This is a genomic window from Parasphingorhabdus sp. (genome assembly GCF_965233695.1).
Classification (GTDB): Bacteria; Pseudomonadota; Alphaproteobacteria; order Sphingomonadales; family Sphingomonadaceae; genus Parasphingorhabdus.
Genome location: NZ_OZ247497.1, coordinates 1,122,344 through 1,134,176, shown reverse-complemented (window position 1 = coordinate 1,134,176; position 11,833 = coordinate 1,122,344). Strand labels below are relative to the sequence as shown.

Annotated in this window: 10 protein-coding genes; 2 read left to right on the top strand and 8 right to left on the bottom strand. The window is 54.0% G+C overall.

Annotated features, from left to right (window positions below):
• Positions 1–69: 69 nt before the first annotated feature.
• Positions 70–1,710 (top strand): acyl-CoA synthetase, encoded by a 1,641-nt coding sequence (locus ACO6S1_RS05315; protein WP_422345280.1) that lies wholly within the window; start codon positions 70–72, stop codon positions 1,708–1,710.
• Here ACO6S1_RS05315 and ACO6S1_RS05310 read toward each other — a convergent pair.
• Positions 1,707–2,798 carry an NAD(P)/FAD-dependent oxidoreductase gene (locus ACO6S1_RS05310; RefSeq protein WP_422345279.1) on the bottom strand — a complete coding sequence of 364 codons (1,092 nt, stop codon included), beginning with the start codon at positions 2,796–2,798 and terminating at the stop codon, positions 1,707–1,709. The two genes, ACO6S1_RS05315 and ACO6S1_RS05310, sit on opposite strands and share 4 nt — an antisense overlap.
• Before the next feature lie 56 nt (positions 2,799–2,854).
• Between ACO6S1_RS05310 and ACO6S1_RS05305 the strand changes: the two genes are divergently transcribed.
• Positions 2,855–3,799: a diacylglycerol/lipid kinase family protein gene (locus tag ACO6S1_RS05305; RefSeq protein ID WP_422345278.1), complete on the top strand. Its 945-nt coding sequence runs from the start codon at positions 2,855–2,857 to the stop codon at positions 3,797–3,799.
• A 19-nt stretch (positions 3,800–3,818) separates the two neighbouring features.
• Here the strand turns inward: ACO6S1_RS05305 and ACO6S1_RS05300 are convergent, their stop codons facing one another.
• The 7 genes from ACO6S1_RS05300 to rsmG all read right to left on the bottom strand — a co-directional run bounded on the left by ACO6S1_RS05300 (position 3,819) and on the right by rsmG (position 11,832).
• Positions 3,819–4,709, bottom strand: a complete 891-nt coding sequence (locus ACO6S1_RS05300; RefSeq protein WP_422345277.1) for an alpha/beta fold hydrolase — start codon at positions 4,707–4,709, stop codon at positions 3,819–3,821.
• 77 nt (positions 4,710–4,786) lie between these two features.
• On the bottom strand, positions 4,787–7,549 hold the full coding sequence (locus ACO6S1_RS05295; protein ID WP_422345276.1) for an MSCRAMM family protein: 2,763 nt from the start codon (positions 7,547–7,549) through the stop codon (positions 4,787–4,789).
• A gap of 55 nt (positions 7,550–7,604) precedes the next feature.
• Positions 7,605–8,447 carry a molecular chaperone gene (locus tag ACO6S1_RS05290; protein ID WP_422345275.1) on the bottom strand — a complete coding sequence of 281 codons (843 nt, stop codon included), beginning with the start codon at positions 8,445–8,447 and terminating at the stop codon, positions 7,605–7,607.
• Between the two features lie 219 nt (positions 8,448–8,666).
• Positions 8,667–9,167: a DUF4402 domain-containing protein gene (locus tag ACO6S1_RS05285; protein WP_422345274.1), complete on the bottom strand. Its 501-nt coding sequence runs from the start codon at positions 9,165–9,167 to the stop codon at positions 8,667–8,669.
• A gap of 263 nt (positions 9,168–9,430) precedes the next feature.
• Positions 9,431–10,390 (bottom strand): ParB/RepB/Spo0J family partition protein, encoded by a 960-nt coding sequence (locus ACO6S1_RS05280; RefSeq protein WP_422345273.1) that lies wholly within the window; start codon positions 10,388–10,390, stop codon positions 9,431–9,433.
• Positions 10,390–11,172: a ParA family protein gene (locus ACO6S1_RS05275; protein WP_422345272.1), complete on the bottom strand. Its 783-nt coding sequence runs from the start codon at positions 11,170–11,172 to the stop codon at positions 10,390–10,392. The genes ACO6S1_RS05280 and ACO6S1_RS05275 overlap by 1 nt, the downstream gene beginning before the upstream one ends.
• A 42-nt stretch (positions 11,173–11,214) precedes the next feature.
• Positions 11,215–11,832, bottom strand: coding sequence for a 16S rRNA (guanine(527)-N(7))-methyltransferase RsmG (gene rsmG, locus ACO6S1_RS05270; RefSeq protein ID WP_422345271.1), 618 nt, complete (start codon positions 11,830–11,832; stop codon positions 11,215–11,217).
• Between the last annotated feature and the right edge of the window lies 1 nt (position 11,833).

Sequence of the window (11,833 nt, the reverse complement as noted above, 5' to 3'; positions counted from 1 at the left end):
CTATCTATTGTGCCCGCTATTGAATTGGGCCTTTTTCTGGCTATGTTCAAAAGAAAAAGGAGAGACTCGATGAGCTGGCACATGGCTGATATCTGGGAAAATATTGCCCAGGCGATTCCGGAAAAACCCGCAATTGTAGAAGGCGCCAAGCGCTATAGCTGGTCAGAATATGAACAGCGCGCGGCAAAGCTGGCGCAGGTTTATGCTGATCATGGCCTGAAACCCGGCGCGAAACTCTCTATCTACGCCTATAATTGCGCAGAATATATGGAGGCGCAATTTGCCGCCTTCAAGGCGCGTATTTGTCCGGTCAATGTCAATTACCGCTATCTTGAAGCGGAGCTGACTCATGTCATCAACAACAGCGATAGCGAAGCCTTGGTATATCATGCGCAATTCGCACCGCGCGTCGCCGCAATCAAGGACAAGCTGGAGCATGTGAAGCTGTTCCTCGAAATTGAAGATGGTTCCGGTGAACATCTCGATGGCGCGGTGGATTATGAAACCGCCTTGCAGGCTGCTGATCCGATGCCGGTGATCGAGCGCTCTGACGACGATCTCTATATGCTCTACACCGGCGGGACGACTGGCATGCCCAAGGGTGTGATGTATGATCACAAGACTTTTTCCAGCGCGCTGTTCACCAAGGGCTTTGAAATGCGGGAAATGACTCTGCCGGAAGGCGCGACAGGTTTTGGACCGCTGGCTCAGGCGCTACATGGCGCGGGGGCGGCCAGCCGGTCGATTCCGGCCTGCCCGATCATGCACGGCACCGGCATGTGGATCGGGGCGATGATCCCGCACGCGCTGGGTGGTTGCGTCATCCTGTTCAACAACCGGCATTTTGACCCGCATGCGCTTTGGCAACTAGCGGATAACGAGAAAGCCACCGACATCACGATCGTCGGCGATGTGTTCGCCAAGCCGATGCTGGCCGCGCTGGTTGATGCCAAGGAACAGGGCAAGCCCTATGATCTGTCATCTGTCCAGATGATTGGCTCTTCAGGCGTTATGTGGTCAGCCGAAGTCAAAAAAGGCCTGCTGGAACATATCGAAATGGTCATCGTCGACAGCATGGGATCGACTGAAGGCAGCATGGGCGCATCGGTTACAACCCGTGAAAATGCCGCGATTGAAAAGACCGCCACTTTTGAAATGGCAGAAACCACCAAGATTTTGACCGAAGAGGGCCGCGAAGTAAAACCCGGTTCAGGCGAAATGGGCATGATCTGTAACGGGGGAATGGTCCCGCTTGGCTATTATAAGGATGAAGAAAAAAGCGCCGCGACGTTCAAGACATTTAACGGCGTTCGCTATTCCATCCCCGGTGACTTCGCGATGGTCGAGGCCGATGGCACCGTGACGCTGCTGGGCCGCGGGTCCGTCTGCATCAATAGCGGCGGGGAGAAGATTTTCCCTGAGGAAGTCGAGGAAGCGCTCAAGACCCATGACAGTGTTTATGACTGTCTGGTCGTCGGAGTACCCGATGACCGCTTCGGCGAGAAGGTGACGGCTGTGCTGTCCGTAACGGATGGTCATACGCTCGATGAAGCGGCGCTACACGATCATGTTCGCGGCAAGCTGGCCGATTATAAAACGCCGCGCGCGTTTCTGGTGGTCGATGATGTGCCCCGTGCTGCCAACGGGAAACCGGGCTACAAGGACGCGAAGGATATCGCCCTGAAAATGCTGCAACCGGTCGCCGCTTAGGGCTGCCAGTCAAATTCCCGATGATAGCGCGGGATGAAAAGCTTTTTGCCTTTGATGGCGGATGTCAAAAACGGCCCGGTCACGCCAAAGGGCAGCGCACTTGCGCCTTTATCCGGTCCCAAAGGCAGTAATATCAACGGCTTGGGCCATGGCTTATAGGGCCTCACATCCTCGATCTGCTTGCCGCCGATATGGGCTTTCAGGGCCTTTTTCAGCCATCCCACCTGACGCGTCAGTCCGACAATTGTCATCGTGTCACCGGTGCTCGCAATATCGCCGACGATAAACAGATCAGGATTGGCAGTGGGTCTGAGCCAGCCGTCAACCTTTGCGCGGCCATCATCATCAAAGATCACGCCTTGCAGATTCTGCAGCAGACCAGTCGCCGGTTTCGACCCGATGACCGGGATCACCAGATCGGCATCAATCGGGAAACCGTCAGCCAGTTTGATTTTGTTTTTGAGCGGTACAAACGGTTGGTCCGTATGTTTCAGTTTCTTGATCCGTTCGCCCAAACGCACCTTTACGCCCAGTTCCCCCAATTGCCGCAGCATCGCGCGTCCAAGCTTGGCCGGATAGTCCGGAAACAGGCTTTCATCTGCCGAGATCAGCGTGACCTGTTTTTCCGGCCGCGCAAAAGCAATCTCGCCCGCCAGTTCGCTACCCACTGCGCCGGCGCCAACAATGGCGATGGTCTTTGCCTTGTCGATCTGAGCGATCACCTGCTTGGCTTTGGTTAGAAACGCCGCTTCATCATCACCCTGCATTTTAAACGGCGCCGCATAGGTTGATCCCGTGGCGATGATGATCATGTCTCCGGCAATCTCAGTGCCATCTTCCAATATTGCAACATTGCCATCAATGGAAGCCGCACGGCCACGGATGATCTTGCCGTTTTTCAACAGGCCGTCATAGGGAATGACTATCTCATCCAGCAGCTCCGGCCGCGCCATCGCTCTGATCATCGCGACATTATGGACCCATTTTTCCCGCGGCTCGATCAGGCTGATTTCGGCATGTTGATCCAACTCCCTGGCCAACATGGTTCCGGCGTAACCGCCGCCAATGATTATGATTTTCTTGGTCATGGCGAGATTCATAAAGTGGTTTTCCGACAATACACAAGACTATTCACGCTTCGCCATTGACGCAGCGGCGAAATTATCGCCATGTCCTGTCAATGCTTGTTCAGCTGATCCACAATCCGGCATCGGGTACCCATCATGAGCTGCGTCTTGGTGTGCTCGCGCAGGCTTTCGAAGCGTGCGGTGCCAAAGTGGTCATGGGCATCACCGAAATAGACGGCAGCATGAAGCTGGCCCACGACAGCGACCTTGTCTGCGTTTCCGGCGGTGATGGAACGCTGCGTCTGGTTATCGCCGCCATGCAAAAAAGCGAACTGAAAACACCCATTTGTATTTTTCCCGCCGGCACCGTGAATCTCGTTGCCCGCGAAATTGGCTATGCTTCGGAACCCGAACAATTTGCGGGTGAAGTGATGCGCGGATATCTTGCTGGAGCCGAGGCGCGATTGAAGGAACCAGTAGCCGGTACCAATCACGGTCCGTTTGCTGCGTGTCTGAGCGCTGGCCCCGATGGCGTTGCCGTTGCCAATCACTCGCCGCAGCTGAAAAAGAAAATTGGCCGTAGCGCCTATGCCTGGTCCTTTGCCAAGCTCTTTGCGCGCTGGCCGCGACAAAAATTTGCACTGGATGTGACGGTATCGGACGGGTCCAAAAACAGCCTGTTTTGCGAGGCCTTTTACATTGCCAAGGGACGCTATTTCGCCGGGCCATGGTCCCTGACTCCAGAGGCCGGCTTGGGTGATGATCATTTCCATCTCATTACATTATCGCGCGCTAGCCGGTGGCATTTCCTTCGCTTCATGCTCTCTGTCGCACGCGGAAAAGATCCTGAAAACCTGCCTTTTGCGCGCCCCTGTCGTGCCCGGGCTGTGACCATTAAAAACCCTCCAGAATCAATAAATATTGATTTTTTTCAAGAGGATGGTGACACAATGGTGGTCGCTCCGCAGCAAATAGTTATGACGGGCCATGTTATCGAATATTGCCTGCCACGAAATCTTTAGGCCGGGAATATCCAATCCATCAAGCAGCGCTGCAATGCTCCGCGATCAATTCGACCATCACCGGCAATTTGCTTGGCGGAAGATCATGACCCATGCCATCGACCAGCTCAAGCCGGGCGTTGTTAACATTGGCCGCAATATCCTCACCGCAGGGATGGGGAATAAGCGGATCCGCCGTGCCGTGAACAACCATGGTCGGAACAGAAATTGTCTGCGCCTTGGGCCGCAGATTACCGGTTTCGATAATCGCCGCCATTTGCCGTTGCCGACCGGCAGGATAAAAACTGCGCTCCAGAGCTTTCTTCATGAGGGCCCGACGTTCCTCTTCTCGCGCCCTGCCTTCTTCCGATGCAATGATAGAGGAAAACGCCATGCCTGCGGTCAGGGCTTCTTCCAAGGTCGTCGCTTTCGCGCGAGCTGACTGAATGAGCCCCTTGCGCACGGCAGGATCTGCACCGGGCAATCCAGGCGCATTGGTCGAAGACATGATCGGCGTGAGCGACAAAACCCTGTCGTCATGATCCGCCGCGACCAGCTGTCCGATCATGCCGCCCATTGACGCTCCGACAATATGCGCTCGATCAATATCAAGCGCATCCAGCACGCCAACCGCATCACGGGCCATGTCGCTGAGATTATAGGGCGCCAGATTTTGGCTGGGAAAAAACCGTTTGGTGAAAATTTGCCGAAGCGGGCCCGGCGCGGATACGCCATCACATTTATAGGACAGCCCAACATCGCGATTATCGAATGCAACGACGCGGAATCCCGAATCAACCAATCCGTTCACGAAATCCATGGGCCAGGCAATGAGTTGCGTGCCATATCCCATGATCAGCAGGATAGCCGGATCGCTGGCTTTGCCATGATCTTCGACTTCAATATTGATACCATTGGCAGTGACTTGCATTTTTTGATCCCGATTCATTAGGAGATGGTCAAACAGCCGGAAAGCTTAGCAGAACCGCCAATACGCACAAGACAGGATCAGGGGTCCGGCAGTCCGCTTGGCGCACCGGTCGGAACACCCCCCAATTTTGCCATCACCGCGTCAGACTGCGCCACAACCGCGCCCAGCTTGGCAACCTGATTATCGTCATCCACCACTGCGCGAATGTTCAGGATTGGTGAAACACCGATGGCTTGCGCCGATAACGCCTGAATTCGAACCTGGTAAGCTCCGTAAGGCACGCCTTCAAACAGGAAGAATCCGTCAAATTCGCTTTTTGTTTCATGCGTAATACGGCCTTCCACATCGAGCAGTTCCAGGCCAACACCAGCAAGAGTACCACCCCCTTTGCGTACCAGCGTACCCTCCACCTCTCCGGCGCTCACCAGCGGCAATTCTACGGTTGCAGCAATGCCAGGACGCGGCGTTACCACCACACCGGGCAGAGCAGGTTGGACATAGGGATCAGACAAGCTGCTCGCATCAATACCAATGAGTATCGGACGGAACGGTTCGAGATTATCAATGACCGACCGACCCTGTGCGTCCGTCGCCATCAATGCGGTCGTCTGCCCAGCGGTCAACTCGACATTTTCGACCAGCTCTTCGTCCGCCTGCCGTTTGCCGTCGCGGTTTTTATCGCGATAGACAATGGCGAGCGCCTGGCCGCTATTGGCCAGCTTGTTGCTGGAAAAGCGGAAACCATCGTTGCGTGGATCGGGGCCAAAGCTGAACGCAAGGTTCAAACCGGCCGCGACAGAGCCATCGGTCGCTGCTTCCGCACTGGCAGTCAGGGCAAATTTGTCAAAACGGCGGATGATTCCAACGGCTGCACGGCCGCGATCAAGACCTACATCATAGCCGAGCTCCGCCCGCCAGTCCGCGCGATCACCAGCACGCCATTCGCCGGTAAAATTAACCCTTTCGAAACGTTTCTCGGGCGCAATCCGGTATGTTGCCTCGCCGCGCAGCCTAACCCCGGCAACACGGCCATTGGCCAGCAGTCGCGCTTCGGCAATATCCGGCGGATTGGGACCGGAATCGTTATATTGCTGCTCCCAGCTCAGCTCACCGGTCAATGAAAAGCGACGCAGGTTCAGAGACGCCCGGCCGGTCAGGTCAAGCGACGACCGCCCGTCGGTGCGCGTTCGATATTGGGCATCGATATGAAACGGAACAATCTTGCTTCCAAGCTTGAAATTATGGTCGAGAGAGAGGCTATGCCTGCCGTTCATGTTTTGTTCGACCTGATCTGACCGGAAATCACCGCGTGCCCATATAGTCTCTGCAGTTATCAAGGTCTTTCCCAGTTCTCCAAGCAGTTGGCCACGAAAAGCTGTGCCCTTTGCAAAGTCTGAGGAGGCTGACAGCTCGACCAATGTCGGTCCAACGGCGCGGCGAACCGATCCTTCTATATAATTGCGCCGCACGTCATCTATTTGCAGACTGAACAACGAAGCAGCGACGGAAGTTTTGGCGTTCAGGCCGCGCTCGACTCCAATGCCGCCGCGCCAGCCCGCTTGTTCGGTTGGCAGAAATGAATTGAAGTTGATCAAATCCTTGCCTGCCTCTTGGGCACCGGCCCAATAATAGGTTTTCCGGGGCGGAATGGAATCCAGCCCGACCGGAACCGACTTGCTGTCCCTGCGGATTTGTCCTTGCGGGCCATAGAGCACCACTTCGAAGCGATTTTGCCCATAGAGAAGGGGTACATCAATAAATTCATACCGGCCATCCAGGCGATTTTCGGCAAAAGCCAACAGCTGCCCATTGCGATAGAGTTCGGCATCCCAGCCTGCCGGCAATTCGCCGCGAAAGCTTGTCCGGTCGAAATTATCCGGCCGATCTACCGGACGGTTTGTTATTACCGCGCCGCGGCCTACTGTGCTCTGGGACACTAACGAGCTCGAGAAGGTCGAAACATCTCCCAAAGCGACGTGCGTCGCCTTTAGCGGGCCCAAAAGACCCGATTTGGGATCGGTCCGATAGGCACGCACCCGTAAACTTTCCGGCACGCCCTTATCATCCGATGACAGCCGGGCGTCAAAAGATGCCTTGCCAACTTCACCCGACGCAAAAAGCTCGTAACGCACGTCAAGCTTCTGCCCGGAACGCTTGTCGCGCAGCCCACCGGCGGAAACAACAGCATCTACCGATGGCGTCCGCCAGAATTTATAAGGCTCACTGGATTGCGGAAGACTGGATAGGTCAAAACTGCGTCTTGGCCGGATTTTCGCCGCCCGCTCCTTCCGCTCCAGGGCCAACTGAAATGGAAGTTTCTTGTCGGATTCAATGGTCAGTAGGGCGTTGGACAAATCTGGAACCAGCGGGAGGTCAAGCCAATTGGACAGGGTTTTAACGTTTACGCACCAGCCCTCTGGCGTATCGTACACATCTCCGGGCGACAGTTTTTTCCTGTCGTTCACCTTTTGTACTGTATTGCTGTCTCGTTCAACAATCAGTGTTTCTCGCTCCGCAAATACCCAGCCAGTTGCGCGGCGCGACTTTTTGTCCAACCTAATAGGTACATCCAATGCCATGATGACATCGCCAAAATCTACACAAACACCATTGTCGGTTTGGTAACCGCGCACGCCATCACCCAGGCGGTATTTACCGGAGCGAAGATCGAAAAGCAGCGCATCATCGTCATTTGCCGTCCATGATGACTGGCTGTTAGACGATCCCACTGGTGCGGCCTGTCCCATAACCGGCGAAGCCGCCAGGATCATGCTGATCCCGGCGGCCATTGCCAGCGATTTGAAACGCTGGCCGATTATGGAAAGGTGGCTTTTCATCATCGATATTCTGGCTGCTTAACGTTTTGAAGTCAGCCTAATATACTGATATAAATCGCTATCTTAGAACCATCTGGCTTTTGGTAATCAAACCACCGCCAGCATTATCAGGTTCATAATATTCGACCGAAATAGCCCCTTTGAGCTTGGCAGCAATGTCTGCCGGTACCGGCAAAGTGACCTTACGCCGCTCGACTTCAGGGTAGATGGCAATACCGCGCGCCACCAGAATCGGTTCGCTCTCGCCTTGTTTGAGTACCCGTATCTCGCCGTAGGTAGAGCGATCACCAGTTCGACTAAGATCAAAGGCAAAGGCCTGTCCATTGTCGCTGGTTTCTACACGCGCGTTGGCAATACCCGCTGTTGCCTGCAAATTTCCCTGACGGATGATAACCGGAATGGTTACGCCATAAATGGGAGTCAGCGCAATAGTGAAGCCACCGCTCGGACTTTCCTGTTCCGTAACTGCTTTCGCTTTGGGGATGGCGCGAAACAGAAGATGGGCACGATACTCGCCATCGGGAAGGTCTTGCGGCGGTCTTATCCCGAGGCGTATGGCCTGGGGCTGGTTGGGCGGTAATGTCACCCGGCGCGGGGCATAACGGATCATCTCTTTGGCCGCCAGTTCAACCTGATTGGCTTCCTCGGCGCTGACATCCTTTAGCTTGCCCTCAGCCGTCATTCGGCGCAGCTCAAGCGAAATGCGATAAGTTGCTGTTTCTGAACCAATATTGTTCAGAATAACCTCAGTACCGCGCTGCCCGTCAAGGACAATACGCGTCGGCGCCACCAGGAGATCCCCTGCTGCGTGCGCTGGCATGTTGGAAAGGAAAAGCGCCGAGCCAATTATGGCAAGGCCGGCATAGAATTTGTTGAATCGTCTGAGACCGCTGGTCTTCATCTCTGTCTCCGGTTTGTAAATATTCCGGACTTGACGGTAAACCGCCAATATCCCCACATCGCTCACTATGGAGAAAGAGGGTTACCAAAGCGCTAACCACAGCAAATATCGCTCTGCTATCACTAATGGGGGAATATGAAAAACCCGCCTGCAACTTGAGTTACAGACGGGTTTTCAATATCATAAACCAGCCGCCTTACGGTCGGCTTTGATTAAGCCTTACTGGTAGTTGACGGTTACGTCAAAGTTACCAAGATAAGCGCCATCAGCTTGGTTTGCACCAACAGCCAGGCTACCGCCAACCGTGAATACGTCGTTTGCAGCAGTACCGGAGATGGTCAGTGTGGTTGCGCTTTCAACCAGCGTTGCAACCATAGCGTTTCCGCCCCCGTTGGTGAGCGTAACAGTGGCATCGGCATCGATGTCAACGGTCTGACCGGTTGTACCTGCAACACTGAAACCAGCAGCCGTGGTTGTGCCTGAGCAAACCAGAGCAGCGGCACAGGTGACTGCGCCAGCAGCGTCTACAACAACGGTACCGGCTGTGGCGCCCGTAACGATGGTTGCGAAATCAAGATCTGAAGTATTGGTTACAGTAACCTGCTCCAGAATGGTGGCGCGTGCGTCTGCAGAAGCCGTCGCAGCATGAGCAGCATTTGCACCCATGACAGAAGCGGCAAGCACGGAAGAAGCCAAAGCGGCTTTGATAAATTTAGACATATTTTCTGGTCCCTATATTTCACTACTAAACGAAAGGGCGCCTACGGTGCGTCTGACCAAACCCACTGGTCAAACGTCGCTATACGCCAACATTCGAGATTGGTTATCGACGACAAAGGATAAATCTTTGCTGCCAGCCATGGTTAAGAGATAGTAAACCAGTTATCGTGTTGTTATATAACGATAATATGCGTATATGTTACAGGATTTTAGAATTTGAATCCGATCAAATATCTATAGAATCACACTGAAATCACACAAAATCAGATATGTTCACCTGTTAAACGCTGGCAAATCAAATCGAGTTGATCGAGATTGCTATATTCAATGGTCATAGCACCGGCGCCCGTCACGCCTTTCGACTGAATTGTCACTTTAAGGCCCAATAGATCACCGAGATGGCTCTCTACCGCACGGATATCCGCATCACTTTCACTAGTGCCAGACACGGAACTCTTGATTTTTCGCCGTGCCCCACCCATCGCCTTGCGGACGAGCTTCTCGGTATCCCGCACCGATAATCCCTGTTTGACAACCTGTACTGCCAGTTCTGCCGAATCCGGTGCATTAATAAGGGCGCGCGCGTGGCCCATAGTCAGCTTTTCTTCCGCCACCAATGCCCGCACCGACTCCGGTAGATCCAGCAAACGCATGAGATTCGCGATATGACTACGGGATTTGCCAACTAGCTCCGCCAGCTTTGCCTGGCTGTGGCCGAAATCGTCTTTCAGCTTCACATAGGCTTCTGCTTCCTCAACAGCGTTTAAGTCGCGGCGCTGAACATTTTCAACAATTGCGATTTCCAGCGTTTCCGCATCATTCAGGCTGCGAACAATGGCGGGCACCCTGTGTAGTCGCGCCCGCTGCGCCGCACGCCAACGGCGTTCACCGGCTACTATTTGAAAATTCTTGCCATGAGGGCGAACAACAATCGGTTGAATCACGCCACGCAGCTTCATGCTGTCGGCCAACTCATCCAAGGCTTCATTGTCAAAAGTCTGGCGTGGCTGATCCGGATTGGGCCGAATGTCGGAAATCGCAATAGACCGCAACCCGTCGGTACGGGCCCCAGGGCTATCACTATCAATTTCCGCTTCTGGTGCCTGGACGAGTGGTTCTTCCCGCTGAATCTCGCCGAATAGCGAATTCAGCCCTCTGCCCAGTCCCGTTGCCTTCTTTATTGCCGCTTTTTTTGGCAATGGGGCTTCCTCTTCTTTAGCCATCACGCCGCCACCTTCCGTTCTGGCAAACGGGAAATCAGTTCCCGCGCCAAGTTGATATAGGCCTCCGATCCACTGCACCGATGATCGTAAATCAGTGCCGGTAAACCATGGCTCGGCGCCTCTGAAAGCCTTACATTTCTGGGGATAACGGTATCAAAGACGACATTGCCGAGACAGGCGCGAACATCATCGGATACTTGCTCCGTCAATTTATTGCGGCGATCATACATGGTGAGCACCACACCCATGACGGACAAGGCCCGATTGAAACGCGCGCGGATTCGCTCGACGGTCTGCAGCAACTGGCTCAAACCTTCGAGCGCAAAAAACTCGCATTGCAGTGGAACCAGGAGTGATTCAACAGCAACCATGGCATTAAGCGTCAACAGACCCAAAGATGGCGGGCAGTCGATCAGACAGATATCCCATTGGCCATCATCGCCCGCGTCCAAGGCCTTTTTCAAACGATGGGTGCGCTCCTCGAATTCAACCAATTCGACTTCGGCGCCGGACAGGTCGACAACCGCGGGCACTATATCGAGACCAGGAACGCGCGTCTTAATCACGCATTCGCTCAGGGAAACGTCGGAAATCAGCAGATCATAGCTGCTATGCGTACGCTCTGCCTGGTTAAGTCCTAAGCCGGTCGATGCGTTGCCCTGCGGATCCAGATCGATCAGCAAAACCTTCCACCCGCTCGCAGCAAGAGCCGTCGCCATATTAATGGCTGTGGTCGTTTTACCGACGCCACCTTTTTGATTTGCTATCGCTATCCGGACCATATTACGCAGAACCCTTCGCTAAGCTGATATAAATAAACGTTTTCAGCCTATTCCCACCAATATTCCCGCTTCCGGGTCGGTCAAACTTTGTTCCACGTGGAACATTTTTTGCCGTTTTGGCGATAGGCCTTTTAACTCCCTTACCGCATTTTTGCCTTTAGGTAAGAGCCAAACCGTTTTTTCTGTGGAAAACCGGTGTGAAAGTGACAACAGTTTTTGCAACGGCGCAAAAGCTCTTGCACTAATGACGTCCACAGGATGGCTTTCAACATTCTCCAAACGGTCGCCCAATACCAAGGCTTTTTCGGTCAGATCCAGCTTTGTTACGACAGATTCCAGAAAGGCTATCCGGCGAGATCGAGACTCCACCATCTGCACTTCATAGTCACTCAATATTGCGATAATGATCCCGGGGAAGCCGGCGCCGGTCCCCAGATCCATCCAGATTTTGCGGCCCTGCCCTTTCGGCGCATGTAGCAATAATTGCGCGCTATCGACAACATGTCGGGCCCAGACATGGTCGGCGCTTGATTTGGAGATCAGATTCTGATGCTGCATTTCTTCAGAAAGAAGGGCGAGAAATTGCTCCAGCCGCTCCCATGTTTCACGTGGAACATCGAATTTTTCGCGCAGCCAGTCCTGCGCCTCTTGTTCTGTCATA

Excerpts from the sequence above, each read along its gene's own strand:
- ACO6S1_RS05315 (WP_422345280.1), top strand. The coding sequence starts at position 70 with ATGAGCTGGCACATGGCTGATATCTGGGAAAATATTGCCCAGGCGATT.
- ACO6S1_RS05310 (WP_422345279.1), bottom strand. The coding sequence starts at position 2,798 with ATGACCAAGAAAATCATAATCATTGGCGGCGGTTACGCCGGAACCATG.
- ACO6S1_RS05300 (WP_422345277.1), bottom strand. The coding sequence starts at position 4,709 with ATGCAAGTCACTGCCAATGGTATCAATATTGAAGTCGAAGATCATGGC.
- ACO6S1_RS05295 (WP_422345276.1), bottom strand. The coding sequence starts at position 7,549 with ATGATGAAAAGCCACCTTTCCATAATCGGCCAGCGTTTCAAATCGCTG.
- ACO6S1_RS05290 (WP_422345275.1), bottom strand. The coding sequence starts at position 8,447 with ATGAAGACCAGCGGTCTCAGACGATTCAACAAATTCTATGCCGGCCTT.
- ACO6S1_RS05285 (WP_422345274.1), bottom strand. The coding sequence starts at position 9,167 with ATGTCTAAATTTATCAAAGCCGCTTTGGCTTCTTCCGTGCTTGCCGCT.
- ACO6S1_RS05280 (WP_422345273.1), bottom strand. The coding sequence starts at position 10,390 with ATGGCTAAAGAAGAGGAAGCCCCATTGCCAAAAAAAGCGGCAATAAAG.
- ACO6S1_RS05275 (WP_422345272.1), bottom strand. The coding sequence starts at position 11,172 with ATGGTCCGGATAGCGATAGCAAATCAAAAAGGTGGCGTCGGTAAAACG.
- rsmG (WP_422345271.1), bottom strand. The coding sequence starts at position 11,832 with ATGACAGAACAAGAGGCGCAGGACTGGCTGCGCGAAAAATTCGATGTT.